This is a genomic window from Janibacter sp. CFPM2_SD2 (assembly GCF_057364645.1).
Genome location: NZ_JBNFOF010000003.1, coordinates 13,290 through 39,081, shown reverse-complemented (window position 1 = coordinate 39,081; position 25,792 = coordinate 13,290). Strand labels below are relative to the sequence as shown.

At 70.9% G+C, this 25,792-nt stretch carries 22 protein-coding genes, 1 tRNA gene and 4 pseudogenes; 14 read left to right on the top strand and 13 right to left on the bottom strand.

What is annotated here, in order from left to right; translation table 11 throughout:
• From AC2W7J_RS00690 to AC2W7J_RS00675, 4 genes and pseudogenes are all read left to right on the top strand, one after another.
• A pseudogene (locus AC2W7J_RS00690) lies at nucleotides 1-693 on the top strand (chorismate-binding protein); the annotation flags it as partial.
• 127 nt (nucleotides 694-820) lie between these two features.
• A complete protein-coding gene (locus tag AC2W7J_RS00685) occupies nucleotides 821-1,537 on the top strand; it encodes an aminotransferase class IV (RefSeq protein ID WP_485980950.1) in 717 nt (238 codons plus the stop codon).
• A gap of 26 nt (nucleotides 1,538-1,563) precedes the next feature.
• Nucleotides 1,564-2,115 carry a PGPGW domain-containing protein gene (locus AC2W7J_RS00680; RefSeq protein WP_485980948.1) on the top strand — a complete coding sequence of 184 codons (552 nt, stop codon included), beginning with the start codon at nucleotides 1,564-1,566 and terminating at the stop codon, nucleotides 2,113-2,115.
• Between the two features lie 178 nt (nucleotides 2,116-2,293).
• A tRNA-Val gene (locus AC2W7J_RS00675) sits at nucleotides 2,294-2,367 on the top strand.
• Here AC2W7J_RS00675 and AC2W7J_RS00670 read toward each other — a convergent pair.
• From AC2W7J_RS00670 to AC2W7J_RS00660, 3 genes and pseudogenes are all read right to left on the bottom strand, one after another.
• Nucleotides 2,359-2,736 (bottom strand): hypothetical protein, encoded by a 378-nt coding sequence (locus AC2W7J_RS00670; protein ID WP_485980947.1) that lies wholly within the window; start codon nucleotides 2,734-2,736, stop codon nucleotides 2,359-2,361. The two genes, AC2W7J_RS00675 and AC2W7J_RS00670, sit on opposite strands and share 9 nt — an antisense overlap.
• A pseudogene (locus AC2W7J_RS00665) lies at nucleotides 2,708-3,607 on the bottom strand (ATP-binding protein); the annotation flags it as partial. The gene AC2W7J_RS00670 and the pseudogene AC2W7J_RS00665, both read right to left, overlap by 29 nt.
• Nucleotides 3,604-4,434: a hypothetical protein gene (locus tag AC2W7J_RS00660; protein ID WP_129392815.1), complete on the bottom strand. Its 831-nt coding sequence runs from the start codon at nucleotides 4,432-4,434 to the stop codon at nucleotides 3,604-3,606. The gene AC2W7J_RS00660 and the pseudogene AC2W7J_RS00665, both read right to left, overlap by 4 nt.
• Nucleotides 4,435-4,477: 43 nt before the next feature.
• Here AC2W7J_RS00660 and AC2W7J_RS00655 point away from each other — a divergent pair, with 43 nt between their 5' ends.
• Nucleotides 4,478-5,920: a hypothetical protein gene (locus AC2W7J_RS00655; protein WP_485980946.1), complete on the top strand. Its 1,443-nt coding sequence runs from the start codon at nucleotides 4,478-4,480 to the stop codon at nucleotides 5,918-5,920.
• Nucleotides 5,921-6,290: 370 nt separating this feature from the next.
• On the top strand, nucleotides 6,291-7,109 hold the full coding sequence (locus AC2W7J_RS00650) for a hypothetical protein (RefSeq protein WP_157732532.1): 819 nt from the start codon (nucleotides 6,291-6,293) through the stop codon (nucleotides 7,107-7,109).
• 49 nt (nucleotides 7,110-7,158) lie between these two features.
• Here the strand turns inward: AC2W7J_RS00650 and AC2W7J_RS00645 are convergent.
• Together AC2W7J_RS00645 and AC2W7J_RS00640 are read right to left on the bottom strand one after the other, a co-directional pair.
• Nucleotides 7,159-7,647: pseudogene (locus tag AC2W7J_RS00645) on the bottom strand (SCO6880 family protein); the annotation flags it as partial.
• A 209-nt stretch (nucleotides 7,648-7,856) separates the two neighbouring features.
• The gene (locus tag AC2W7J_RS00640; RefSeq protein ID WP_485980944.1) at nucleotides 7,857-8,126 is read right to left on the bottom strand and encodes an Ada metal-binding domain-containing protein; all 270 of its coding nucleotides are present in this window, start codon (nucleotides 8,124-8,126) and stop codon (nucleotides 7,857-7,859) included.
• A gap of 447 nt (nucleotides 8,127-8,573) precedes the next feature.
• Here AC2W7J_RS00640 and AC2W7J_RS00635 point away from each other — a divergent pair, with 447 nt between their 5' ends.
• Nucleotides 8,574-9,308 carry a methyltransferase gene (locus AC2W7J_RS00635; RefSeq protein ID WP_485980943.1) on the top strand — a complete coding sequence of 245 codons (735 nt, stop codon included), beginning with the start codon at nucleotides 8,574-8,576 and terminating at the stop codon, nucleotides 9,306-9,308.
• An 8-nt stretch (nucleotides 9,309-9,316) separates the two neighbouring features.
• Here AC2W7J_RS00635 and AC2W7J_RS00630 read toward each other — a convergent pair whose 3' ends face one another.
• Nucleotides 9,317-10,438, bottom strand: coding sequence for a cysteine desulfurase family protein (locus AC2W7J_RS00630; RefSeq protein ID WP_485980940.1), 1,122 nt, complete (start codon nucleotides 10,436-10,438; stop codon nucleotides 9,317-9,319).
• Nucleotides 10,439-10,503: 65 nt separating this feature from the next.
• On the opposite strand from AC2W7J_RS00630, the gene AC2W7J_RS00625 reads away from it, so the two are divergent.
• From AC2W7J_RS00625 to AC2W7J_RS00615, 3 genes and pseudogenes are all read left to right on the top strand, one after another.
• The gene (locus tag AC2W7J_RS00625; RefSeq protein WP_485980939.1) at nucleotides 10,504-11,343 is read left to right on the top strand and encodes a PhzF family phenazine biosynthesis protein; all 840 of its coding nucleotides are present in this window, start codon (nucleotides 10,504-10,506) and stop codon (nucleotides 11,341-11,343) included.
• A gap of 15 nt (nucleotides 11,344-11,358) precedes the next feature.
• The gene (locus AC2W7J_RS00620; protein ID WP_485980937.1) at nucleotides 11,359-11,592 is read left to right on the top strand and encodes a superinfection immunity protein; all 234 of its coding nucleotides are present in this window, start codon (nucleotides 11,359-11,361) and stop codon (nucleotides 11,590-11,592) included.
• Nucleotides 11,593-11,680: 88 nt separating this feature from the next.
• Nucleotides 11,681-13,365: pseudogene (locus AC2W7J_RS00615) on the top strand (ABC-F family ATP-binding cassette domain-containing protein).
• 15 nt (nucleotides 13,366-13,380) lie between these two features.
• Here the strand turns inward: AC2W7J_RS00615 and AC2W7J_RS00610 are convergent.
• The 5 genes from AC2W7J_RS00610 to AC2W7J_RS00590 all read right to left on the bottom strand — a co-directional run bounded on the left by AC2W7J_RS00610 (nucleotide 13,381) and on the right by AC2W7J_RS00590 (nucleotide 18,906).
• Nucleotides 13,381-15,315, bottom strand: coding sequence for an acyl-CoA dehydrogenase family protein (locus tag AC2W7J_RS00610; RefSeq protein WP_485980935.1), 1,935 nt, complete (start codon nucleotides 15,313-15,315; stop codon nucleotides 13,381-13,383).
• A gap of 112 nt (nucleotides 15,316-15,427) precedes the next feature.
• On the bottom strand, nucleotides 15,428-15,595 hold the full coding sequence (locus AC2W7J_RS00605) for a hypothetical protein (RefSeq protein ID WP_485980933.1): 168 nt from the start codon (nucleotides 15,593-15,595) through the stop codon (nucleotides 15,428-15,430).
• Nucleotides 15,596-15,645: 50 nt separating this feature from the next.
• Nucleotides 15,646-16,845, bottom strand: a complete 1,200-nt coding sequence (locus AC2W7J_RS00600) for an MFS transporter (RefSeq protein ID WP_485980931.1) — start codon at nucleotides 16,843-16,845, stop codon at nucleotides 15,646-15,648.
• Entirely contained in the window at nucleotides 16,842-18,212 is a 1,371-nt protein-coding gene (locus AC2W7J_RS00595; RefSeq protein WP_485980929.1) for a M20/M25/M40 family metallo-hydrolase, read from the bottom strand. The genes AC2W7J_RS00600 and AC2W7J_RS00595 overlap by 4 nt, the downstream gene beginning before the upstream one ends.
• A 10-nt stretch (nucleotides 18,213-18,222) precedes the next feature.
• The gene (locus AC2W7J_RS00590) at nucleotides 18,223-18,906 is read right to left on the bottom strand and encodes a TetR/AcrR family transcriptional regulator (RefSeq protein WP_485980927.1); all 684 of its coding nucleotides are present in this window, start codon (nucleotides 18,904-18,906) and stop codon (nucleotides 18,223-18,225) included.
• 124 nt (nucleotides 18,907-19,030) lie between these two features.
• On the opposite strand from AC2W7J_RS00590, the gene AC2W7J_RS00585 reads away from it, so the two are divergent.
• The 4 genes from AC2W7J_RS00585 to AC2W7J_RS00570 all read left to right on the top strand — a co-directional run bounded on the left by AC2W7J_RS00585 (nucleotide 19,031) and on the right by AC2W7J_RS00570 (nucleotide 23,102).
• Complete coding sequence (locus tag AC2W7J_RS00585) at nucleotides 19,031-20,320, top strand: acetyl-CoA C-acetyltransferase (protein WP_084452727.1); 1,290 nt, start codon at nucleotides 19,031-19,033, stop codon at nucleotides 20,318-20,320.
• 31 nt (nucleotides 20,321-20,351) lie between these two features.
• A complete protein-coding gene (locus tag AC2W7J_RS00580; RefSeq protein ID WP_485980925.1) occupies nucleotides 20,352-21,689 on the top strand; it encodes a 3-oxoacyl-ACP reductase in 1,338 nt (445 codons plus the stop codon).
• Nucleotides 21,689-22,534, top strand: a complete 846-nt coding sequence (locus tag AC2W7J_RS00575; protein WP_485980924.1) for a MaoC/PaaZ C-terminal domain-containing protein — start codon at nucleotides 21,689-21,691, stop codon at nucleotides 22,532-22,534. Before AC2W7J_RS00580 ends, AC2W7J_RS00575 begins: the two co-directional genes overlap by 1 nt.
• 211 nt (nucleotides 22,535-22,745) lie before the next feature.
• Nucleotides 22,746-23,102 carry a magnetosome magnetite crystal formation protein family gene (locus AC2W7J_RS00570; protein ID WP_485980922.1) on the top strand — a complete coding sequence of 119 codons (357 nt, stop codon included), beginning with the start codon at nucleotides 22,746-22,748 and terminating at the stop codon, nucleotides 23,100-23,102.
• Here AC2W7J_RS00570 and AC2W7J_RS00565 read toward each other — a convergent pair.
• Nucleotides 23,094-24,470 (bottom strand): GH1 family beta-glucosidase, encoded by a 1,377-nt coding sequence (locus AC2W7J_RS00565; protein ID WP_485980920.1) that lies wholly within the window; start codon nucleotides 24,468-24,470, stop codon nucleotides 23,094-23,096. The two genes, AC2W7J_RS00570 and AC2W7J_RS00565, sit on opposite strands and share 9 nt — an antisense overlap.
• 8 nt (nucleotides 24,471-24,478) lie before the next feature.
• Nucleotides 24,479-25,759 (bottom strand): MFS transporter, encoded by a 1,281-nt coding sequence (locus AC2W7J_RS00560; protein WP_485980918.1) that lies wholly within the window; start codon nucleotides 25,757-25,759, stop codon nucleotides 24,479-24,481.
• Nucleotides 25,760-25,792: the final 33 nt, after the last annotated feature.

Below are 25,792 nucleotides of genomic sequence, written 5' to 3'. Positions count from 1 at the left end.
GCCCGACCTCGCCGCGCGGCTCGCGGCAGGCAACCCCGCCCCCTTCGCCGGGGTCGTGCACGTGCCCTCCGCCGGCGTCGACGTCGTCACGCCTCGCCCGAGCGCTACCTGACCCGCACGGGGGACCGGCTCGTGTCGAGCCCGATCAAGGGGACCGCGCCGACGGTCGAGCAGATGCTCACCAAGGACGTCGCGGAGAACGTCATGATCGTCGACCTCGTCCGCAACGACCTGCAGCACGTGTGTGCTCCCGGCAGCGTCGTCGTCGAGCGGCTCTGCGGGCCGGAGGAGCACCCCGGGCTGGTGCACCTCGTGAGCGATGTCGCCGGAGATCTGCGGCCCGGCACGACGTGGGCGGAGGTGCTCGAGGCGAGCTTCCCGCCCGGGTCGGTGAGCGGTGCTCCCAAGTCGAGCGCCCTGACCGCGATCGCCGACCTCGAGCCGGTGCCGCGCGGTCCCTACTGCGGTGCGGTGGGCTGGGTCGACGCCGATCATCCTGACGGTCCGCGCGGGGAACTCGCCGTGGGGATCCGCACGTTCTGGACTGCGACGGACCCCGACGGGGTGCGTCGGCTGCGCTTCGGCACCGGGGCGGGCATCACATGGGCATCCGACCCGGAGGGGGAGTGGCGTGAGTGCGAGCTCAAGGCACGTGTCCTCGTCGGGCTGGCATCTGGAAGAGTGGTGACATGAGCAACGAGGTACGGGTCTGGGTCGACGGGGCGCTCGTCGCGGCGGACCAGCCGGCGCTGGCCGCCCTCGACCACGGGGTCACCGTGGGCACGGTGCCTTCGAGACGTGCAAGATCGTCGACGGTCAGGTGTTCGCGGCCGACCGGCACTACGCCCGTCTCGACCGCACCCTCGCCGGGCTGGGCCTGCCGCCCGCCGACCGCGAGGTCATCGAGCAGGGTGTCGCGGCGGTCCTCGGGGCCGGCCCCACGATCGGCTTCGGCCGGCTGCGTTACACGATCACCGCGGGTCTCGGGCCGCTCGGCTCCGACCGGGGCGACAGCGGCATGACCTACATCGTCACCGCGGCAGAGGTTCCCCCCTTCGCCCCCAGCGTGGCGGTCGCGACCGTGCCCTGGACCCGCAACGAGCGGGCGGCCACGGCGGGGCTCAAGACGACCTCCTACGCCGACAACGTCATCGCGCTCGCGCACGCCAAGGCCCGCGGGGCGTCGGAGGCGATCTTCGGCAACAACCGCGACGAGCTGTGCGAGGCGACCGGCAGCAACATCTTCGTCGTCGTCGACGGCGTGGTGCGCACACCCGCGCTGAGCAGTGCACCGCTGGCCGGCATCACCCGTGAGCTGACCATCGAGTGGGCCCGTGCCGCCGGCATCGAGGTCGTCGAGGAGGCCCTGCCGATGTCCGCCCTCGAGACGTGCGACGAGGTCTTCCTCACCGGCACCACCCGCGACGTGCACCCGGTCCACCGGGTCGACGATCGTGAGCTGCCGGCGCCCGGCCCCGTGACCACCCGCGTCCAGCAGGCTTGGGCCGCGGCGTCCGCGACCGAGATCAACCCCTGACCGGAGTGGAGACCATGGCGGGGGACGTGGACACGACCAGCGAGACGGCTGGTCAGGGCAAGGACGCATCGGGGGCCCGACGGGCCTACCGTGACGTGCGCCGCGAGCAGCACGCGATCGTGCGCCAGGAGCTGCTCGACCGCTTCGGCGAGGACGGCCGGATCGACGCGCACGAGGACCCGATCCGCTGGCGACGGGCGCTGCGCACCCATCCGGTCATCGGACCGGTCTACCGGGTCGTCATCGCGACGCTCGGCCTGCTGCTCATCATCGCCGGCATCCCGATGGTCCCGCTCGTGGGGCCGGGGTGGGCGGTGATCTTCGTCGGCCTCTTCCTGTGGAGCACGGAGTTCATCTGGGCCCGTCGCGTGACGCAGTTCGTCAAGGCCGAGGTCAAGGCCTTCGAGCAGTACACGCGCGCCCTGCCGTGGCAGGCGAAGATCCCGATGCTGCTGCTCTCGGCGGCCTTCGGGTGGTTCTGCTTCTACCTCGCGCTGCTCATCACGGGCGTCCCCGGATGGCTGCCCCAGCAGGTGCTCGACCTGCTGCTGCAGGTCCCGGGGCTGCACCGGGCCTGACCCGGTCCCTGCCCTTCGAGACATTCGCCCGCTTCGCGGACTCTTTCCTCAGGACCCGGAGGCCGCCCGCGGCCGTCTCGAAGGGGACGACACGCCGCGGGACCGATTGGCACCGAAGGGAGCCCGCCGGGTACTCTGCTCAGGTTGCCCGGCCGGGAGACTGGCCCGGGAGCACCACGGACGTATAGCTCAGTTGGTTAGAGCGTTCGCTTCACACGCGAAAGGTCAGGGGTTCGAGTCCCTTTACGTCCACCGCACGCACAAGGCTCGAACCCTTGCCAACGGAAAGTTGGTTGAGGTTCGGGCCTTGTGTGCGTCTGCGGCCCAGGTCAGCGCGTTGGCGTTGACCTGTGGATCGAGGAGCATCTCGAAGGGTCGGTTGTGCTCGACGCGCAGCTCGTTGTCTTCGTCGATGAAGACCTTGGTGAAGAACGCCTGATTGCACAGCCGCCGGTTGGTGTCGTCGCACCGGGTGTAGATGTCGGCGCAGTTGGCGAGCAGACCGAGCGCGTCGTCGAGGTGGCAGCGGGCGTCGGCGTAGTCGCCGTAGTGGGCGTCGATGCGGCGGGTCACTTGGTCGAGTTCGGCGACGGTCACCGGCCACGAGGCGGCGCAGCGCATGGCCGACAAGCCTGCCGTCCTCGGCCAACCTGCCCTCGGCATCCGCACTCGGGGCGAGGATGCGATCAACGACCATCGGCAGGATCGGCACGTCGTTCTCCCGCACCGTCTGAGTCAGGGCGATGTCGATCGCGGTGTGCTCCAACGGCGACAAGCCGCGCGCGAGCACGGTCTCCGCGAGGGCGCCGATCAGGTCACGGCGTCGCGCAGCGATGGTCGAGGCCCACTGCTCAACCGAGAGTCCGCTGGGCCGGTGGCCTTCGTCGAGTGGATTCAGGCGAGTGTTGAGTCCGTGGCCGAGGACGATGGCGCGTCCGCCGACGGCGTTGGCGACGGCGGTGTGTTCGCCCTTTGGATCGCCGGGAACGTACACGCGCCGCCCGAACGGTAGCGACCGCGTGTAGAGGGACTTGGCCAGCGATGACTTGCCGGAGCCGACGATCCCGGCCAGCACCACGTTGGGTGCGGTGATGATGCCGCGTGCGTAGAGCACCCACGGGTCGTAGACGAAGCTCCCGCCCGAGTAGAGGTCTTGGCCGACGAACACGCCGTCGGCGCCGAGACCGCCCTCGGCGACGAACGGGTACGCGCCCGCCAGTGTCGCCGACGTGTCCTGATGCCGCGTCAGATGAAACCGACCTGGGGTGCGCAGCCGCGCAGCACCGGACTCGCCCGCCTTCGGCAGGTAGATCGTCGCGCGGCGCTCGGCGCGCTCCTGCTCAGCCTTCGCCTTCGCGGCGGCGATCGCGGTCCTGTGCTGCTCGGCGTGCAGCCTCGCCTCGGCCTTGCGGCGCTGCTTGCGGAGCTTGCGCCGCTCCTTCGACGGTGCCACCAGAACGGCGGTGTGCAGCCGCGCGCGATCCTCGGTCACCGCACCAGCCCCCGCGCCTGCTTGACCGCCGTGATCTTGGCCGGCTCGAACCACGACCCGTCTCGCTTCGGCGCGGGCAGGTCGGCCCGCTCTGGGGCGCCCGGCGACGAGTACGACACCAGCAGTTCCGGCCCACCCTGCACCGGCTCGGGCTCGATCTGTTCGGCGGCCTGGGTCTCTGCCTCCGGTTCGGTGTAGCGGCGCAGCAACGAGAGGTAGCCGACGTGCGGGTTGACGACCAGCGCGTAGTCGCCCGAGAGCGCCACCCGGTCGTTTGTTCCCTCGCCGGGCTCGTCGTAGACGTATCCGTTCTCCAGCGCGGCCTGCGTGGTCTCGTCGCCGTAGTCCCACTGCGCGAGGAAGTCCACCGCATCGACATGGCCCAGCTCGCCGAGGATGCGCAATGGCCGGTCGGCCTCTTCGCCCTGGAGGAACACCACGCTGACCCACCGCGACGGCGCGGCCTCCTCGACGGCGGGCTCGGGATGCCAAGCGATCCGCCCCGCAGCGATGAACCCCTCCGCGAGCCGGTCATACGCCCGGTCGACGAGACTCGCGGCCTGACGCAACTCCTCCGCAGTGGCGAGCGCGTCCCGCACTCCTGCCTCGTGGCTGCCGGCGTCGTTGAAGGCGTGCGCGGCCTTGCGCTCGTGAACATCAGCGATCTGGTCGAGCGCCTGCCGCAGCGACCGCATCCCCGAGGACAGGTCACCGATAACCCCATACATCTCGGCTGGCTGATCGAACCCCCGGCTCGCGTGAGTGAGTCCGCGCAAGGCTTCGGACGCCTCAGCGGCATCGGCAGTCGAATCGAAGAACGTGGGCATGGTCGGCCTCCTCGCAAGTCGTGTGACCAGGAGGTGTGCTGCGATGACCCAGGCGCTGTCGAAGGCGGCTGACATACTTGATGGAGGCGTCGGAGGGAGGCACGAGGCAGTCACCGGCGAGAAGGAGAGCCACATGGACGACCCGCGCGACGAGTCCGGTAATGATGACGCCGTTGGCAGGCAGACCGCAGAGGACCGTCAGGTCAGGTCCGACGCGCTTGAGCTCGCAGCGTCCACGACCCTCGTCGAGGTGACGCCAGGCGTCGCAGTCGTATTCGGCGAAGTCCCCGACGGTCTTGAACTCATCAGCCTTGACATGGTGCCGTCCTTCGACCGCGCTCAGCTCTCCACCGCTCTCGGCTCCTTCGGCAACGCAGGCACGATCGTCGGGAACGTCGCAGAGGCTGTATCGAGCGCGCAAGGCCTCTTCCGCGTCAACGATGCGACGCTGTCTCTGTTGAAGAGCGGCGGGGAGATGGCAGCAAAGGACGGCGCCAAGCTCGGGGCGATCTTCAAGAACGGTGAACTGGTCGCCCAGGCGCGATTCATCCCAGCCTCCATGACTGCCGCCACGGCGATCGCAGCTATCGGCCCGGCCGTCGCCATGATCGCGCTCCAAATGCAGCTCGGCGAGATTTCCGGCCTCGTCCGCTCCAACATCCAGCTCACGACGCAGACGCTCAAGGCCATCCGAAACGAGCAATGGGCAGAGCTTGAAGGGCTGGCGGAGTCCGTCGATGAGGCAGTCAAGGAGACCCGCGAACTCGACGCCATCACAGACTCTGTCTGGGAGCCCATCGCTCCCAGCGGTCCCAACATCCGCAAGCAATTGAAGCTATACCGCAAGAACGTGGCAGGCCATGTCCAGGAACTCGGGAAGTTGGACGGTCGCGCTCGCCGCCAGTACCTCGAATCCAACGCCGAAGCAATCGTCTTCGATACCTACGCGCTTCTCAGCTCACTCAAGACCCACGCGGAGTACCAGGCTGTCCGGGCCGCCCTCGCCAGAACACGAAGCACCAACGACGAGAGCGAAGCGCAGCTCTTCGACCGGATCGCCCGGAACACTCCCGTCGAGATAGACGAGTCGCTCTCCGAAATCCGATCGCTGACCGAGTCGCTCGTCCGCGAGTTGCGGATCATCGCCGAACTCCCCGGCCGCGCCACCGTGCCTCTCACGAAGAAGCGAAAAGACGCCAAGGCTTCTCAACTCACTTGCAGGCAGCTCCTCGAAGCGATCGACCCTTTGGCCAACATGCTCCAGCCAGCAGTCGAGATGCCAGCAGTACCAGCGGCGGTATGCGCACCCGAAGGGCTTGAACTCGATCCGTATCTGCATATCCTTCGGTGGTTCCTTGAGGATGGCGAGACGCTTCGCAGCGTGGCCTTCCCATACGAAATGGGAACTCACAACTTCGCTGGCGTCGTGCCGGCCATTCTCGCCAGAAGGGTTGATGCGACCTGGGATGCGCTCGCGCCAGAGTGAGCCAGTGCCATCGTTGAGAAGTTCGCGTCGAGCACGTTCGTAGCGGTGACTGACCGACGGATCGTCACCGCTAACCCAGGGAACCTCCTAAAGCGAGGCGAACTCGGCCCGATCTACTCCCTGGATGACGTACGGAATGTACGCGGTCGCTCGCACCGCGGAGCGGGCGTCCGACCCACTATCGACGTGGCCACAGAGGAGCGCGACCTGCATTGGATGTTCCCCGACGCCGCGGAGCACGAGGACATCGACAGCCTGTCGGCGGCTCTCTCCGAAAGAACGCCCCACGCTGTTTCGGCCCCGACAGCGATTGAAGGACTTGCCACAGCAGACTCCGCCATCGACGCCTAGAGATTGCGCGAGTGCAGGCATGAGTGAGCAGGAAGGCTTCCGGCCGACGGGTGGGCGGGCAAAGAGCGGCAAGTGCGCGCTGTGCGGGGCCCGGGCAAGACTCACCAAGGCACACGTGCCACCGAGAGCTGCATTCAACAATGGGAGCTTCTCTTGGGGCGGCACGACAGCAGGCAACCGACTTGCCCACGGGCGTCCACGACTCGGTGGCGCCAGCCTGTATGCGCATTGCGAACCTTGCCGGGCAGCCACATCCCCTTGGGATGACGAGTACATTCGGTGGGCCTACACCTTCGCAGGCAACCTGCTCCACTCCCAATGGAAGGGCGAGCGGACTCATATTGAAGGAAAGCTCAACGAGGTTCGCCCGGGCCGATTCATCCGCTCCGCGCTCGCGGGCATGACAGCGCTGACTCCGAAACTCATCGATTCACACCCTGACCTGGTCGGGGCCGTGCGGCATGGAGTCGCAGCCCCAGCGCCAGAGGGCATCCGGCTCTTGGCGGCGATCGCGCCGGACGGAGCGGCGGCGGTCCTTGAGGGAGCACACGAGGGCTTGGCCGTAAAGCTGTCGCGGGATGGTGGAAGGGACGATGAATGGACGACAACCACCACACCGACAATCTCTGCCGTGATTCACTTCCCTCCGTTCAGCTTGCTGCTCGCGGATCGCCAGCTGGTGAGCGCTTTGCCACATGCCGACTGCACGGACTGGCTAGAACTCGGGGTCGACGACCTCGCAGACGTGTCCCTGGTGCTTCCCGTGGTCGATCTGCCACGAACCCCAGACGCGCCGGTTCCTGTTTCGATGCTTCGGTTCATCGAGGCGCGAGCCTGATCCACTGCCGGAGCAAGGGTCGGGTCACGCCGCGGCGGTGGCGGTTGACTTAGACCCGGCGGCAGAGCGGGAGCGCGGCGGCGGTGAACGCGGCGGCTTGCTGTCCGACGAGGAGCCGGGTCTCACAGGATGCCTGGATCGCGGCTTGCTCGATGGCGGCAACGGCTGCGTCGAGTTCTTCGACGGTGGGTGCGGAGACGGCGATGAGGCCGGTGTAGCGAAGGATGCCGTGTCCGGCGGTGAGGTCGGCTTCTTGTTGGAGCACGTCGTGGTACTCGGCGGTCTGGGAGGCATCTTCGATCTGGCCGATCTTCGCGCGCTGGGCCTGGTCGGAGATGTGCTCGACCTTCTTCTTGCGGATGTCGCGAGCGGCAGCATCGGAGCGCATCGGGGTGCAGATCAGCGAGAACGATCGCTGGATGCCAGTGGACAGCAACACCGGCGACAGGAACCCCGGATACACCAGCGACCGCGGCCACTCGCTGACCCAGAGCACCGCATGGTGAGCGGAGTCGGTGCGCAACCTGCCCCAGGTGTCGACGTTCACCGCTTCACCCACGTCTGGGAGAAGACCGCCTCACTTGAGCTACGCCACGGCCGCACGGCGGCTATCGACACCTACCTCGCCCATCAGCGCATCACCGACGGCGACGGCGAGGCCATGACCGATGCCGCCTACGGAGGTCCACCACACCGAAGGCCCGAGACCTGCATCAGCAGGTCTCGGGCCTTCGTCGTGCTGGCACCTCAGCCGGGACCAGACGCCTGCTTCCAGACGGCGTACTCCTGCGGCAGGCAGACGGCACAGGGGCGGAACCCGGCAGCGATCGCCGTGGCCTCGTCGGCGAAGAACACGCGCTGGGTGACGTATCCGCCCTTCGCGATGGCCCGCAGCGCCGTCGGGCAGTCGAGACGACCGTAGATCCGTCCCTTTCGGTGCCCGCCCAAGGTGCCGGAGGTCGGGCTGTCGTACGGCACCCTGTCCGCGCCGAGCAGCGTGTACGTCTTCCTGGTCATCGGGCGCTCCCTTCGGTCGACGTGACGACCGTAGACTCACCGCACCATGGACACCATCCACTGGGTCGAGGACGGCACCGACCACGAGGCCGAGTGGCACTCCGAGAGCGGGGCGCCCGTCCCGTCCCGGGTCGTCGTGGGCGACGACACGATGACCGCCGACACCGCGATACGGCTTGCTTCCCGCGGCACCGCGATCCTCTGGCGCGGTGACCACCACAACGCTCGCCAGCTGCTCAAGGCCATGGACCGTCGCATCGAGCGCCGCGCTTCGCGGCGGCAGCGCGGCGAGGTGACCTTCGCCGGGCACCGGGCCGAGCGAGCCGAGCGGGCGAGGCTCATGGCGCAGCTCGTCGTCGAGCTCGGTGCCGACCGCTCGCTCGACCTGCGGCGCGCGCCCGACGTGCGCGCGGCCTGCCTGGCCGCCTACGGCCCGGGGTTCGGACCATGGTGGTCGCCCTCAGCGAGCTGCTCGGCGTCATCGGGGCCCACCAGTGGCAGACGAAGGGGGTGCACGTCCCGGCGCTCGGGGCGAGCATCCATCCGGCCTACGGCGTCTTCTCCCCGGTCCGCGGCGAGTACATCGATCTCGTGGCCGATGCGCCTCTGGCGCAACCGATCCCGCGCACGGCCTTCGACCTCGGGACGGGCACCGGCGTGCTCGCCGTCGTGCTGGCGCAGCGCGGTGTCGAGCGGGTCGTCGCCACCGACATCAACCCGCGAGCGGTGGCCTGCGCCCGCGACAACGCGCACCGGCTGGGCGTCGCCGACCGGGTCGAGGCGCTCGAGGCGGACCTCTTCCCGGACGGTCGGGCCGATCTCGTCGTGTGCAACCCGCCATGGCTGCCCGGCGAGCCGACCTCCGACCTCGAGGCGGGCATCTACGACCCCGGCTCGGACATGTTGCGCCGCTTCCTCGCCGGCCTCCCGGAGCACCTCGAGCCGGGGGGCGAGGGCTGGCTGGTCATCTCCGACCTCGCCGAGAACCTCGGTCTGCGCGCTCGGGAGGAGCTGCTCGGGCTCATCGGCGATGCCGGACTCGAGGTCGTCGACCGGCTGGAGACGGTGCCGCGCCACAGCCGGGCGAGCGACGCGAAGGACGCCCTCCACGCCGCTCGACGTGCCGAGGTCACGTCCCTCTGGCGGCTGACGGTGGCCCAGGGAAGCCAGCCGGCCCGGTAGCCGGGCACTCAGAGCGCGACGAGTCCCCGGGCCAGTGCGGTTGCGGCCGACTCGACGTCCTCGGTGCTCGTCGACCGGCCGAGCGAGAGCCGGAGGGCACCGAGCGCGGTGTCGGCGTCGAGGCCCATGGCGAGCAGCGCGGCGTTGGGCGAGTGCACGCCCGCGTGGCAGGCGCTGCCGGTCGATGCCGACACGTCGCTGACCGCCTCGAGGACCTGCGCCCCGAGGCGACCGGGGAGGGACACCATGAGGGTGTTGGGCAGGCAGCCGACCTCGGGAGAGACCCGCACCAACCCCGGCACGGCACGAGCGAGCCTGTCCCACAAAGCCTCTCGCAGAGCGGCCTGACGCTCGACCTCCGCGGAGAGCAGCTGCCCGGCGACCTCGGCGGCGACCCCGAGACCGACGATGAGCGCGACATTTTCCGTCCCCGGGCGCAGGCCACCCTCCTGCCCGGCTCCGAGGACGACGGGGGAGACCCGGGTGCCGCGGCGCACGTAGAGGGCACCGACCCCCTTCGGCCCGTAGAGCTTGTGCCCCGCGATCGACAGCAGGTCGACCCCGAGGTCGTCGACGTCGACCGGGATCTTGCCGACCGCCTGGGCCGCGTCGGCGTGGACGAGGCCACCCAGACGGTGGACGCGCTCCGCGAGCTGCGCCACCGGCTGGATCGCGCCGGTCTCGTTGTGCGCGAGGATCAGCGTGCCGAGGCCGATCGCACCGGTGGGGAGCGCGTCGAGGCGGACCCGGCACTCGCCGTCGACCGGCAGCTCGTGCACCTGCCAGCCGTGGTGCTCCTGCAGGTGCGCCAGGGGAGCGGCGGTCGCCGGGTGCTCGACGCACGAGGTGACGGCCACGCGGGTCGTGAGGTGCCGAGCGCTGCCCCGGATCGCGATGTTGTTGGCCTCGGTGCCACCCGAGGTGAAGACGATCTCGTCGGGCTCGGCGCCGACGAGCGCCGCGACCTGCTCGCGCGCTCGGTCGACCGCAGACCGGGCCCGCCGGCCCTGCACCGAGGCGCTCGACGGGGTGCCGAAGTCCTGCGTCAGGTGCGGCCACACCGCCTCGGCGACCTCGCGGGCGATGGGCGTCGTCGCGTTGTGGTCGAGGTACACGGGGTCGGCGGTCATGCCCCCATGATGTCGAGCGTTGCCCGGCCGGGGAGGATGGGGCCACCCCCGACGAGAGGACCGCGATGCCCCGCTCCCGTGCCTTCACCCAGGTCGACGTCTTCGGCACTCGGCCGTACTCCGGCAACCCGCTGGCCGTCGTCCTCGACGGCGAGGGCATCGACGACGACCTGCTCCAGGAGGTCGCGCGCTGGACCAACCTGTCGGAGACGACCTTCGTCCTGCCGCCCACCACGCCCGAGGCCGACTACCGGGTGCGCATCATGACCCCCGGCGGCGAGCTCCCCTTCGCCGGGCACCCGACGCTCGGCACCGCCCACGCCTGGCTGACCCACGGAGGCACCCCACGGCACGAGGACCGCATCGTGCAGGAGTGCGGCGCCGGGCTCGTCGACGTCCATCGCGAAGGGAGCGAGCTCGCCTTCACCGCACCGCCGCTCGTGCGCACGGGGCCGTTGGACGACGCCGACCTCGACCGCCTCGTCGCGGCCCTGGGCATCACGCGCGCCGACGTCGTCGGGCACCAGTGGGTCGACAACGGTCCGGGCTGGGCCGCGCTGCGCCTCCCTTCGGCCCAGCACGTCCGTGACCTGCGGCCTGACTGGTCGCACGCGCCCGACGCCAAGGTCGGGGTCATCGGCTGGCACGAGGACGGCGGCGAGCACCTCTACGAGACGCGGGCCTTCGTGCCCGGCCTCGGCGTCGGCGAGGACCCCGTCACCGGGAGCCTCAACGCCGGCATCGCCCAGTGGCTCGCGGCCGAAGGGGAGGCCCCGCACCGCTGGACGGTGACCCAGGGCGGGTGCATCGGGCGCTCCGGCGTCCTGTCGCTCACCGCCGAGGGCGGCGAGGTCCGGGTCGGCGGCACGGTCACCTCGCTCGTGCAGGGCACGATCAGCCTCTGACCCTAGGCTGGAGCCATGGCACGCATCGTCACCGACCAGAAGACCCGAGTCGTCAGCGCCCCGGTGGCGATCATCGTCGCCGTCGTCAGTGCCGGCTACATGCTCCCGTGGGCGATCGCGGCCGTGCGGGGCAACCGCAACGCCTGGTCGGTCTTCTGGGTCAACCTGCTCCTCGGCTGGACCGTCGTCGGGTGGATCGTCGCCCTCGTCATGTCGATCAAGGAGCACCGCATCCTCGAGGTGCGCTGACCCTTCGAGACGGCCGCGGGCGGCCTCCTCAGGGACCGGCAAAGAATGCTGTTGGTGGCCGAGGGCTGATGGGGGAGGATCCCCCTTCGTGGGACATGTCGACGTCGCCGGTGTCAGGTACGAGCTCTCGGACGGGCGCGTGCTGCTCGACGAGGTCTCCTTCCGCGTCGGCGAGGGCGCCAAGGTCGCCCTCGTCGGGGCCAACGGCGCCGGCAAGACGACGCTGCTGCGGATCGTCACCGGGGAGCTGACTCCGCACGCCGGGTCGGTCGCTCGCACCGGTGGGCTCGGGATAATGCGCCAGCACGTCGGTGCCGGTCTGGGGGAGCGGCCCACGGTTACCGACCTGCTGATGTCGGTGTCTCCCAAGGCGGTTCGCGAGGCGGCCGCCGAGGTCGACCGTCTCGAGCTGGCGCTCATGGAGACCGAGGACGAGCGCACCCAGATGCGCTATGCGACGGCGCTGTCCGACTTCGCCGATGCGGCGGCTACGACCAGGAGGTCGTCTGGGACGTGTGCACGACGGCCGCGCTGGGCGTCCCCTTCGAGCGCTGCAAGTACCGCGAGCTGGCCACGCTCTCCGGGGGCGAGCAGAAGCGGCTCGTCCTCGAGTACCTGCTGCGCGGGCCCGACGAGGTCCTGCTGCTCGACGAGCCGGACAACTACCTCGACGTGCCCGGCAAGATCTGGATGGAGGAGCAGATCCGCGCCTCCGACAAGACGATCCTCTACATCAGCCACGACCGTGAGCTGCTCGCCAACACCGCCACGCGCGTCGTCACCGTCGAGCTCGGGACTGCGGGCAACCGCGTGTGGACCCACCCGGGCGGCTTCGGGACCTACCACGAGGCCCGCCAGGAGCGCTTCGCCCGCTTCGATGAGCTGCGCAAGAGGTGGGACGAGGAGCACGCGAAGCTCAAGGCGCTCGTGCTCATGTACAAGCAGAAGGCGAAGTACAACTCGGACATGGCCTCGCGCTACCAGTCGGCCCGCACCCGGCTCGAGCGCTTCGAGCAGGAAGGGCCGCCGAGCGAGCAGCCCCGCGAGCAGAAGGTGACGATGCGCCTGCAGGGTGGTCGGACCGGCAAGCGCGCGGTCGTGTGCGAGCGGCTCGAGCTCACGGGGCTGATGCAGCCCTTCGACCTCGAGGTCTGGTACGGCGAGCGGGTCGCGGTGCTCGGGTCCAACGGCTCGGGCAAGTCGCACTTCCTGCGCCTGCTGGCTGCCGGCGGGAGCGACCCGGAGGTCGACAACCTCCCGGTCGGCGAGGCCGTCATCGAGCCGGTCGCGCACACGGGACGGGCCCGGCTCGGTGCGCGGGTGCGCCCGGGGTGGTTCGTCCAGACGCACGAGCACCCCGAGCTCATCGGGCGCACCCTCCTGGCGATCCTGCACCGGGGCGACGACCACCGATCGGGTCTCGGGCGCGAGGCCGCGAGCCGGGTCCTCGACCGCTACGAGCTGGCCCACGCGGGGGAGCAGACCTTCGAGTCGCTGTCGGGCGGGCAGCAGGCGCGTTTCCAGATCCTGCTCCTCGAGCTGTCGGGCGCGACCCTCCTCCTCCTCGACGAGCCGACCGACAACCTCGACGTCGAGTCGGCCAAGGCCCTCGAGGAGGGCCTCGACGCCTTCGCCGGCACCGTGCTCGCCGTGACCCATGACCGGTGGTTCGCCCGAGGCTTCGACCGCTTCCTCGTCTACGGGGCCGACGGGCGGGTCCGGGAGACCGACGGCCCGGTCTGGGACGAAGGGAGGGTCACCCGCGCTCGGTGACCCTCCCGTCCCGGTCTAGAAGCTCGCCAGGTCCGCCATCATCTCCGTGGTCAGCCAGTGGTCGGGGATGCCGAAGCCACCGACGAGCGTCGCCGCGTGGGGCCGCAGCTCGCCGCACAGCTCGTTGACGCGCGCGACGACCCCCTTCGACTGGCTGGCACTCAGCCGACCGTGCTCGATGAACCACGCGCGGTTGGCCTCGACCGTGCTGAAGACGAAGAGGTCGCACACGAGGTTGAGCAGGTCGCGGCCGGGGCCGTCAGGTGCCTCCTCGATGGCGGTGACGAAGGCCTCGAGCGCGACCCGGTCGATGTGCGCGCGGGCCGACTCGAGCAGGTGGTCCTGGGCCTCGTTGAAGACCCGGAAGGAGTCGGCGCCCTCCTCGCCGGCGCGGCGCAGGCGCATCGCGAGCGTCTCGGTGAGGTGCGACTCGCGGTCCTCGAAGAAGGCGAGCTGACCGCCGCGGTCCTCGAGCGCGTTGTCGCCGTCCTTGCCCGGGGCGCCGGAGATCAGTCGCTGGATGATCGACCCGCCGATGGTGTGCTCGATGACCGAGGTCGTCACCTGCCGGGCGCCGAAGAGGATCGCGCCGCGGGTGTCGAGCTCCTGGAAGTCGCTCTTGTAGTCGGTGAGCATGCCCTTGGCGAGCAGCTGCAGCAGCACCGTGTTGTCGCCCTCGAAGGTCGCGAAGACGTCGGTGTCGGCCTTGAGGTCGGCGAAGCGGTTGAGCGCCATGTAGCCGGCCCCGCCGCACGCCTCCCGGCAGGCCTGGATCGTGTCGTTGGCGTGCTCGGTCGTGATCGCCTTGAGCCCGGCGGCGCGCGCTTCGAGCTCGCGCTGCGAGGACTCGTCGGTGATCTCGCCGGTGCTGATGTCGGCGAGCTTGCCGGTCAGGGCGTTCTGCGCGAGGGCCAGCGCGTAGGACTTCGCGAGCCGGGGCAGGAGCTTGCGCTGGTGGGCCCGGTAGTCCATGACGACGACCTCGTGCTCGCCGTCGGGGTAGGTGAACTGCGTGCGCTGGAGGCCGTAGCGCACCGCGAGGGTGAGGGCGCTGCGGGTGGCCGCACCGGCGCCGGCGGCGACCGTCACCCGGCCGCGCACGAGCGTGCCGAGCATGGTGAAGAAGCGCCGGTTGACGCTCTCGATGGGCGAGGAGTAGCGGCCCTGGTCGTCGATGTCGCCGTACTTGTTGAGCAGGTTGGCGCGGGGGACGCGCACCTGGTCGAACATCAGCCGGCCGTTGTCGACGCCCTTGAGGCCGAGCTTGGTCCCGCAGTCGCCGATCGTCACGCCGGGCATCGGCTGGCCCGATTCGTCGCGCAGGGGGACGAGGACGCAGTGCACGCCGTGCTGCTCCTCGCCGACGACGAGCTGGGCGAAGACCGCGGCGAGCCGGGCGTCGCGGGCGGCGCCGCCGATGTAGTCCTTGCGGGCAGCGGGCGAAGGGGAGTGCACGACCAGCTCGTCGGTCTCGGGGTCGTAGGTGGCCGTGGTGAGGATCGACTGCACATCGGAGCCGTGGCCGGTCTCGGTCATCGCGAAGCACCCGGGCAGCGACAGGTCGGCCATGCCGGGCAGGTACTCGCGGTGGTGGCGCTCGGTGCCGAGGTTGGCGATGGCCCCACCGAAGAGGCCGAACTGCACGCCCGCCTTGACGAAGACGGACAGATCCCCGTGACCGATCATCTCCAGCCCGGTGACCGAGGCCCCGACGTCACCGGTGCCGCCGAGCTCGACCGGCAGGGTCGCCCGGACGAGCTCGCTGTCGGTGAGGGCGGTGACGAGCTCCAGGGTGCGCGCCCGGTGCTCCTCGAGGTCGAGGCGCAGGTCGGGCTCGGCGACGGGGAAGCGCGGGTCGGCTCGAAGCTGCTGCCGGATCGTCTCCCACCGACCGTCGAGGACGGCGCGGATCTGCTCGGCGACGGGGTCCTTGGTCTGCTGGGCGCTCATGCTTCGCATGCTCGCAGATCCCCGGGCGCGGCGGGCGCCGAGCCGATGGTGACCGCGTCACGTCGACGCCCAGCCAGACGTCGCACGACCCTAAGGAAATGCGGTCGGCAGCTCACACCTCGACGGCCTCGAGCTCCCGATCCGTCGCAGGCAGGCGAGAGAGCGCCAGCGCGGCGAGCAGGGCCGAGCCGGCGCAGATGCCCCACACGACGAGGTAGCCCGACAGGGGCGCGTGCCCCTCGGTCGGGTCGGAGATGCTGCCCGTGGACGCCAGGGCCACGGCGAAGAGCGCCGAGGCCAGGCAGCCGCCGACGGTCTTGGTCGCGTTGGTCAGGCCCGCCGCCTCGGCCGTGCCCCCGTGCGTCGAGGCGCGGCCGCGGCGGCCGGGAGCGAGGCGACGAGGGCCCCCGATCCCAGGCCGGCGATGCCCATAGCGAGCATCGCGTGCGCCAGCGCGTCGTGCAGCGGGATGAAGGTCGCGTAGCCGACGGCGACGAGCACGGCGGCCCCGACGAGCATGCCCCGCACCCCGAGACGACGGGCGGCGAAGGGGGACAGCAGCGCCCCGACGGCCATCGCGACGACGTAGAGGCCGATGAGGTTGGCGATCGCCGCGGCGTCGACGCCCAGTCCGTAGCCCACCTCCGCGGGGTCGGTCCGGGCGAAGGTCGACAGGGGGATCTGGGCGCCCAGGACGCTCATGCCGAAGAGGGCCGCGGCCAGCTGCACCGGCCACATCGTCGGGGCGGCGAGGGCGCGCACGTCGAGGAGCGGCGAGATGGTCACCATCTCGACGCGGACGAAGAGCCACATCACGGCGCAGCCGAGGGCCACGAGCAGCCAGGCCGGGGGACTGTCCAGGCCCTGCAGGCGCACCACGACGAGCCCACCCAGGACGAGCAGCAGCCCGGTGCTCAGCAGCGCGGTGCCGACGAGGTCGAGGCGGCCGGTGGCCGGAGCCGACTCGTCGCGCACTCCGAGGAGGATGGCCACCAGGGCGATCGTCGTCGCGGCGGCGGGCACGGCGAGCAGTGCGGTCATGCCGAGGACCGGCTGGAGCGCGCCGGCCCCCAGCGCGCCGGCGATGACGCCGACCTCGAGTGCCATGACGAGGAGGGCGGCGCCGCGCCTGACGAGCGCCGGGCGGTCGGGGTGCTCGCGAGAGCGCTCGTGGAGGATCGCGATCTCCATCGGGAGCCAGACGGTGTAGGCACCCTGGATCGCCCAGCCCACGAGGAAGGTCCAGAAGCCGGGGGCCAGGGCCACGACCCATCCGCCGACCGCCGTGATCACCGTAGCGATGATGAGCACCCGACGGTGACCGTGCAGGTCGCCGAGCCGGGAGAGCACGGGCACCGCCAGCGCCGCGACGATGAGCTGGGCGGCCTCGAACCAGTTGACATCGCCGTCGGCGATGCTCAGGTGGTCGGCGATGTCGCTGTAGATCGGCGTGTAGTAGCCCTGCAGGATGCCCGAGGCGATCTCGACCGCGGCGAGGAAGCCGACGATTCGCCAGATCGTCGGGCTCACGTCGCCGGGCCCGTCGCGTCGACCCCGCCCAGCCCGTCGAGCAGCGCCCGGTACCAGCGGACCCCGTCGAGGAAGTCCGCGACGCCGAGGCGCTCGTCGTAGGAGTGGATCGCCTCGCGCTGCTCACCGCTCATCCGGAAGGGCGCGAAGCGGTAGACCCGGTGGCAGATCGTCGTGAAGTGCCGGGAGTCGGTCGCCGCGTACATGACGTAGGGCACCGGCACCGCGTCGTCGAAGACGGTCGTGATCGTCCGCTCGAGGAGGGCGAAGGCCGGGTCGTCGACGGGGGAGAGCGGGCTCGGCTCGTGGGCGTCGGCCACCTCGACGTCGATGTCGGACCCGACGACCCGCCGGATCCGGTCGGTGGCGTCCGCGGTGGTCTCGCCGACCGCGATGCGCAGGTTGAGCCCGGCGACGACGGAGGTGGGGCTGACGTTGATGGCCGGCGACCCGGTGAGCGTCGTGACCGCCACGGTCGTGCGGGCCAGTGCGGCGGCCTCGGGGCCGGCGGCGACGAGCAGCCGGGCAAGGGCACCGGGGAAGCGGTCGGCGCGCTCGACGACCGGTCGCAGGGGGCGCGGCAGGTGCGGCGCGAGACGCCGGAGCATCTCGAGCGTCGCGGGGGAGACGTGGGCCGGGAAGGGGCGGTGCTCCAGTCGGGTGATCGGCCGCGGCCACGCGGGCGGCGGGACCCCCTTCGCCGGTCGCGAAGCGTGACCGCCGCGGCCGCTGGCCGTGAGCCGAAGGGAGAGCACCCCCTTCTCCGAGACGCCCACGACCCCGAGGGGCCGCGTGACCCCGGGGAAGGCCTCGGAAGCGACGGCTCCGCCCTCGTCGAGGACGAACCAGGGGCGTACGCCCCGCTCGCGCAGCGTCTCCACGGCTCGACGGGCGCTGCTGCCCATGACCTCCTCGTCGCTGCCGAAGGAGAGCCACACGTCGCGTGCGGGCCGCTGCCCGTCGGCCAGGAGGGACTCGACGGCGGCGATGACGGCGACGAGCTGGCCCTTGTCGTCGAGGGTCCCTCTGCCCCAGATGACGCCGTCGACGACCTCGGCCGCCAGCGGCGGGTGCGTCCACAGGCTCTCGTCGCCGAGCGGGACCACGTCCATGTGGGCCATGAGGACGACGGGGTCGGCGGTGGCCGTCGGCGAGGTCGGGTCGGCGGGCACCCGGATGAGCAGCGCGTGCGGCGGGACGTCGATGACCTCTCCCACCTCGTGGGTCAGGGGGAAGTGCTCGCGCAGGCGGGAGTGCAGCTCGACGAAGGGAGCGGGGTCGGTCGTCTCCGGGTCCGCGGAGGCCACGGTGGGCAGCCGCAGGATCTCGCGCAGTGCCGCGACGGGGGCCGCGTCGATGGGGTCCATGGGCGCGACCCTACGCGTCGGTAGGCCGCTTCCAGGCGATCTTCAGACCCGACCAGGCGAGGTCGGTCAGCTGGGCGGTGACCTCCTCGCGGGAGACCTCGCCCGCGGTGCCGGCGAGCCACGCGTCGGCGCCGGCTCGCACCAGTCCGACCATCGACTGGCCCCACAGCATCGCGGGGGCCGGATCGTTGCCGCGCTCGACGAGGGCGGCTGCGACGAGGTCGCTGATCTGCCCCGCCATCCGACCCGTGGCGCTGGCGGCGACCTCGGCGGCGTTGCCGCCGGTCGAGGTGCCGACGATCGGCGCGGAGACGATGAATCGGTAGACCTCGGGGTCGCGCTCGACGAGCTGGAGGTAGGCGTCGATCGCGGCGTGGATCACCGAGCGCGGGTCGACGTCGAGCGCGTCGAGCCCGGAGCCGGACCCGCCCGTCCGGCGACCGAGGACCTTGCCGATGTCGCGCAGGATGAGCTCGTCGACTCGGGCGGCGACGGCCTGGTAGAGGCCGCGACGGTCGGTGAAGTGCCGGTAGAAGACCGTCTTGGACGTGCCGGCGTCGGAGGCCAGCTCGTCCATGCCGACGGCGGCGCCCCGGCTGCGGATGGTGCGGATCGCCGACTCGACGAGCGCCTTGCGGCGCTCCTGACGATGCACCTCCCAGCGGGCGCTGCGGCCGTCGGTGGTGTCACTCACAAGGCGGGACGGTATCAGGGACGAGGAGTACCTGCTACCGTCCGTATCGCATAAAGTCAGTGGTGGGAGAGGCGGCGCACGACGCCGTCCCCGACTGACACCAACACGACCCAGGAGACCTGTGGTGGCTAACAACCTGCCGCGTCGCGCCGCCGTCCTCGGTGGCAACCGCATCCCCTTCGCCCGCCAGTTCGCCGCGTACGCCGAGGCGTCCAACCAGGACATGTTCACCGCCGCCCTGGACGGGCTCGTCGCCCGCTACAACCTCGGTGGCAAGCACATCGACGAGGTTGCCGGTGGTGCGGTCATCAAGCACTCCCGCGACTTCAACCTCGTCCGCGAGGCCGTCCTCGGCTCGGCCCTCGCGCCGACGACCTCCGCCTACGACCTGCAGCAGGCCTGCGGCACCGGCCTCGAGACCGCGATCCTCGTGTCCAACAAGATCAAGCTGGGCCAGATCGAGTCCGGCATCGCCGGTGGCGTCGACACCGCCTCGGACGCCCCGATCACCGTTACCGAGTCGCTGCGCAAGAAGCTGCTCAAGGTCAACCGGGCCAAGGGCGCCAAGGCGCAGGCCCTGGCGCTCACCAAGATCCGCCCGACGGACCTCGGCATCGCCACCCCGGCCAACGTCGAGCCGCGCACCGGCCTGTCGATGGGTGACCACATGGCCATCACGGCCAAGAAGTGGGGCATCACCCGCGAGGCGCAGGACGAGCTCGCCATGAAGAGCCACCACAACCTCGCCCGCTCCTACGACGAGGGCTTCCAGGACGACCTCGTCACGAGCTTCATGGGTCTGTCCAAGGACCAGAACATGCGGGCCGACTCCTCGATGGAGAAGCTCGCCAAGCTCAAGCCGGTCTTCGGCAAGGGTGACGACGCGACGATGACCGCCGGCAACTCGACGCCGCTCACCGACGGCGCGTCCGTGGTGCTGCTCGGCTCCGAGGAGTGGGCAGCGGAGCAGGGCCTCACCCCGCTCGCGTGGTTCGTCGACGGCCAGGCCGCCGCGGTCGACTACGTCCACGGTGCCGAGGGCCTGCTCATGGCTCCCGCCTACGCGATCCCGCGCATGCTCGAGCGCAACGGCCTGACGCTGCAGGACTTCGACTACTACGAGATCCACGAGGCCTTCGCCGCGACGGTGCTCTCCACGCTCGCCGCGTGGGAGGACGAGGACTTCTGCCGCGAGAAGCTCGGCCTGGACGCACCGCTCGGGTCCATCGACCGCGACAAGCTCAACGTCAACGGCTCCTCGCTCGCCGCTGGTCACCCCTTCGCCGCCACCGGTGGCCGCATCGTCGCCGCGCTGGCCAAGATGCTGCACGCCAAGGGCCCGGGCAGCCGTGGCCTGATCTCCATCTGCGCCGCGGGTGGACAGGGCGTCGTGGCCATCCTCGAGGGCGCCTGAGCCTTCCCCGACCGAGTCAAGGAGAGACCACATGGGATTCGAGTACGGCAAGTTCGTCAGCTCCGGTCTGGGCAAGCAGATCGCCAACACCCTCGGCCTGCCCCGGCCGACCAAGCTGCGTCGCCACAAGACCGGCGCCCCGCTCATCGGCGGCGCCGTGCTGCTCGGTGGCCACGGTGACGCCCCCGTCGCCGCGCTGCTGACCCAGGCACTGCAGGCCGACGGCGTGCAGATCGCGACCTCCCCGTCCACCTCGGTGGCGGGTGTCGTCGTCGACATGACGCAGGCCAGGACCCCGGCGGACCTCGAGACGCTGCGCGGCATCCTCGCGCCGGCGCTCAAGACGCTGGCGCCGACCGGCCGGGTCATCGTCATCGGCCGCCCGGTCGAGGACACCGACGACGTCGCCGAGGCCGCGGCCCGCCGCGCCCTCGAGGGCATCGTCCGCTCGGTCGGCAAGGAGATGCGCGCCGGCGGCACGGCCAACATGGTCTACGTCGCCGAGGGCGCCGACGCCAACGCCGAGGCGACCGTCCGCTTCTTCCTCTCCGGCCGCTCCGCCTACGTCTCGGCCCAGGTCGTGCACGTCGGCGAGGCCGTCGGCGACATCGTCGTCCCCGAGAGCTGGGACGCCCCGCTCGAGGGCAAGGTCGCCGTCGTCACCGGTGCCGCGCGCGGTATCGGTGCGGCGATCGCCGAGGTGCTCAGCCGTGACGGCGCGACCGTCATCTGCGTCGACATCCCGGCGGCCGGTGGCCCGCTCGCCGAGGTCGCCAACCGCATCGGAGGCTCGGCTCTGCAGGTCGACGTCACCGCGGAGGACGCCGGGGCCAAGATCGTCGAGCACGCCGCCTCGCTGCACGGTGGCTTCGACATCGTCGTGCACAACGCGGGCATCACCCGCGACAAGCTGCTCGTCAACACCGACGCCGACCGCTGGGGCTCCGTCCTCAACGTCAACCTGCTGTCGATCCTCAAGATGAACGAGGCGCTCGTGCCCGCCATCAACGAGGGCGGCCACATCGTCAACGTCGCCTCGATCGCCGGCATCGCGGGCAACCGTGGCCAGGCCAACTACGGCGCGAGCAAGGCCGGCGTCATCGGCATGACCTCGAGCCTGGCCAAGGACCCGCAGGTCCTCGCCAAGGGCGTGACGGTCAACGCCGTCGCCCCGGGCTTCATCGAGACCGAGATGACCGCGAAGATCCCGCTCGCGACCCGCGAGATCGGCCGCCTGACCAACTCCCTGTCGCAGGGTGGTCTGCCGGTCGACGTCGCCGAGACGATCGGCTGGTTCAGCTGGGACAGCAACCGCGCCGTCACGGGCAACACCGTGCGCGTGTGCGGCCAGATGCTGCTGGGTGCCTGATGGCCGTCACGACCGTCAAGAGCATCCCGGCGCTCGGGCCGATCTACGCCAAGGCGGCGCTGCCGGGCAAGGGCGGCGGCTCGTCGCTGCCCGACACCCGGCTGCGGCTCCAGGGCCACGAGATCGACCGGTCCGACCTGCTCGAGTACCAGCGCATCTGCGGCTTCAACAACAGCGACGTGCTGCCGCACACCTACCCGCACGTCGTCGGCTTCCCGCTGCAGATGCAGCTCATGTCGGGCAAGGGCTTCCCCTTGCCGCTCATGGGCCTGGTCCACGTCGAGAACGTCATCACGGTGCACCGTGAGATCCGCTTCGACGAGGCCCTGGACATCACCGTCTCGGCCGAGAACCTGCGCGCCCACCCCAAGGGCAAGGTCGTCGACCTCGTCACCGAGGTCGACGTCGCGGGAGAGCGCGTCTGGGAGGGTCGCTCGACCTACCTGGCCCGCGGCAAGGGTGACGCCGACGCGGACCGCGGTGCGCAGCCCCCGGCGATCCCCACGGGTCAGGCGGCAGCCAAGTGGAGCCTGCCCGCCAACCTCGGGCGCACCTACGGTCTGGTGTCGGGTGACATCAACCCGATCCACATGAGCGGTGTGACGGCCAAGGCGATGGGCTTCCCGTCGGCGATCGCGCACGGCATGTGGACCTACGCCCGGGTGCTCGCAGCCATCGGTCCGCGCACCAGCGGTTCGAGCACGAGCCACGTGTGGTTCAAGAAGCCGGTGCTGCTGCCGGCCAAGGTCGACTTCGTCATCGACACCACTGGCGAGCAGGTCGTCGCGGGACTGCGCAGCACGCGCAAGCCCGAGACCGAGCACCTCGTGCTCACCCTGGCCTGACCGCCGAGCTCACGACGGCCCCGTGTCCCCGGATCGGAGGGACGAGGCGTCGTGCGTCTCGGGCCGTCGCGCCGGCCCGCGGGTCCGTGGGCGACGATGGGGTCATGACGTCCCCGCCCCCGTCTCCGCCGCAGCCGCCTCCCTTCGTCCAGCAGCCCGTGCCGGCCGGCGCGGGACGCTCGCCTGGGGGACTGGGTCGTGACCCGCCCTCATGTGCCTGCCCTTCGTCGGCAGCGTGCTCGCGAGCGTCCTGATGATCTGTGTCGGCCTGTCCCTGCGGCCGAAGGGAGGGCTCGCCGCCCGCAACGGGGTGCACGCGGCCAACTGGGGTCTGACCTACCTCGTCCTCACGGTCGTCCTCGTCGGCACGCACTTCGGGTTGCTCTGGTACCTCACCGCCGACGACCCCGAGGGGACCATGAGCTTCTTCCCCTTCGGTCTGGTCATCACGGCCTGGGCCCTGATCTCCCTCTGGCACCTCGTGCTGTGCATTTGGGGCATCGTCGCGAGCGCTCAGGGGCGTGAGCTGCGCGGCACGGGCCTGCCCGTCTGGCGGGCCTCAGCCTGAGGCGCGCACAGCCAGGATGCGGTCGCGCAGCCAGGCGTAGGAGTCCTTGGGGGTGCGCTCCTGGTCGGCACCGACCCGCACGAGCCCGAAGCGCTGGGTGTAGCCCTCCGCCCACTCGAAGTTGTCGAGCAGCGACCACACGAAATACCCCCTGACGTCGACCCCGACGTCGATGGCGTCGGCCACGGCGTCGAGGTGCTGGTCGAGGTAGCGGATGCGTGCCTCGTCGTGCACGGCGCCGTCCTCGACGACGTCGTGCGTCGAGCAGCCCGACTCGGTGACGTGCACCGGCGGGAGGCGGTCGCCGTAGCGCTCCCGCAGCTGCACCAGCACCTCGGTCAGCCCCTCCGGCGCCACCGGCCAGCCGAAGGCGGTGTACTCGCGAGCCGGCACGGGCACGAGGTCGAAGGGGATGCCCTCGGGGACGGTCAGCTGGACCTGCTGGTCGGGGACCGCGGCGCGAGCGGCCTCGGTGCCGGGCGACCCGGGCATCCCGACGAGCGTCGGGTTGTAGTAGTTGATCCCGTAGGCGTCGAGCGGCTCGCTGATCACGGCCATGTCCTCGGCGACGGGTCCGGGCATCCCGTCACCCATGCCGTTGGGGTACTCGCCGAGCAGGATCGGCTCGGCGAAGGCCCGGTTGTGGATCGTGTCGTAGAGCGCTGCGGCAGCGATGTCCCCGTCGGCATCGCTCACCGCGTGCACGGGCGTGTGGTTGTTGGCCGTGCCGACCGCCGCGGCACCCGCCGCGCGCAGCGCCCGGGTCGCCAGCCCGTGACCCAGGAGCAGGTGGTGGGCCGCGGCCAGTGCCTCGAAGCCCCGGGACTCACCGGGGGCATGGACCCCGATGGCGTGCCCGAAGAGCGTGGCGACGACGGGCTCGTTGACCGGCAGCCACATGGCCACCCGGTCGGCGAGGCGCTCGGCGACGAGCGCCGCGTAGTCGCCGAAGCGCTCGGCGGTCTCCCGGACCATCCAGCCTCCCCGCGCATGGAGGGCGGCGGGCAGGTCCCAGTGGTAGAGCGTGACGAAGGGAGCGACCCCCGCCTCGCACAGTGCGTCGACGGCGCGGTCGTAGAAGTCGAGGCCCTGTGGGTTGGCCGGCCCGGCTCCGGTCGGCTGGATGCGGGGCCAGGCGAGGGAGAAGCGGTAGGCGTCGGTGCCCAGGTCGCGGACGAGCGCGACGTCGTCGTCCCACCGGTGGTAGCTGTCGCAGGCCACCGCCCCCGACGACCCGTCGGCGATCGCGCCGGGGCGGTCGCAGAAGTCGTCCCAGATGCTGCGGCCACGACCACCGGCGGCCACACCCCCTTCGACCTGGTAGCTGGCGGTGGAGGTGCCGAAGACGAAGTCGTGGGGCAGGGGCACGGGGTCTCCTAGTCGACGGTGCGGATCTTGCGGATGAGCAGGGCGGCGGCGATGCCGATCGCCGCCGCGAGCAGGTAGAGGGCCCGATAGCCGTCGGCGTGGGTGCCGTGGGCGGCGAACCACGTGATGATCGGGCCGGCGATCGCCGGGGCCAGGACCTGCGGCAGGGCATTGGCGATGTTGATGACGCCGAGGTCGCGGGCCCGGTCGTCGGCGCGGGGGAGCACCTGGGTGATGAGGGCGAAGTCGACGGCGAGGTAGACGCCGTAGCCGATCCCGAGGATCACGGCCCCCACGAGTGCCGCGGACCAGGTCTGCACGATCGCGAGCAGCGCTGCGGCGCAGGACATCACGACACCCGAGACCATGACGAAGGGCTTGCGAACCCCGAGCCGGTCCGACCACGCACCCGCGACCATCGCGGACACGACGAGGCACGCCGCGTAGAGCAGCGTGAGCACGAGGACCCCGAGCTCGGGGTCCTCGACGCCGACGGCGTCGGTGAGGAAGAAGAGCAGGTACATCGTGCAGATCGAGTTGGCGATCGTCGCGAGGAAGCGTGTGGCCCAGGCCCACGCGAAGTCGGGGTGGCGCCGCGGCGAGATCCAGAAGCCGGCGAGGAAGGCGCCCACGCCGATGCGGGGGAGGTGGCCGCGGGGGAGCGGCCGGTCCAGCGAGCCGAGGACGAAGGGGGTCACCACGGCGACGACGAGCACGGCCAGGACGAGGTAGGCAGCCGTGGTCCCGGCGACGAGCGTGGCCACGCCGGTGCCGACGACGATGCCGAGCGTCTGGGTCATGCCGACGACGCCGCTGACGAGGCCGCGCTGCTCGACGGGGACGAGATCGGGGACCGCGGCGGTCAGGGCGGCGAGCGTGCCGTTGAGCCCGGCCTGCACGAGGCACCACCCGAGCACCATGCCGGGGACCGTGGTGGCCATCGCGAGCAGGACGAGACCGACCGCGCCGACGAGGGTGCCGCCCACGAGCCACGGGACCCTCCGGCCGAAGCGCGAGGTCGTCCGGTCGCTGAAGGCTCCCGCGAGCGGGTTGGCGAGCGTCGACACGGCGGCGCCGATGCCCGTGACGAGGGAGAGGGTGGCCTCCTTGTGGTCGGGCGTCAGGCTCGCGGCCTGGAGGCCGAGGAGGACCTGGATCGGGCCGAACCAGCCGGCGCACATGCCGACGCCGGCGAGGCCGAGGCGCGCCACCCACGAGGTCGGGACCGGATGCGTGGGCTCGGCTGAGAGGTCGTGGCCGTCGACGGTGACGGCCTCCGGGGGCTGCATGCGCCGAGGCTAGCCGCGGGTCGGGCCCGTCGG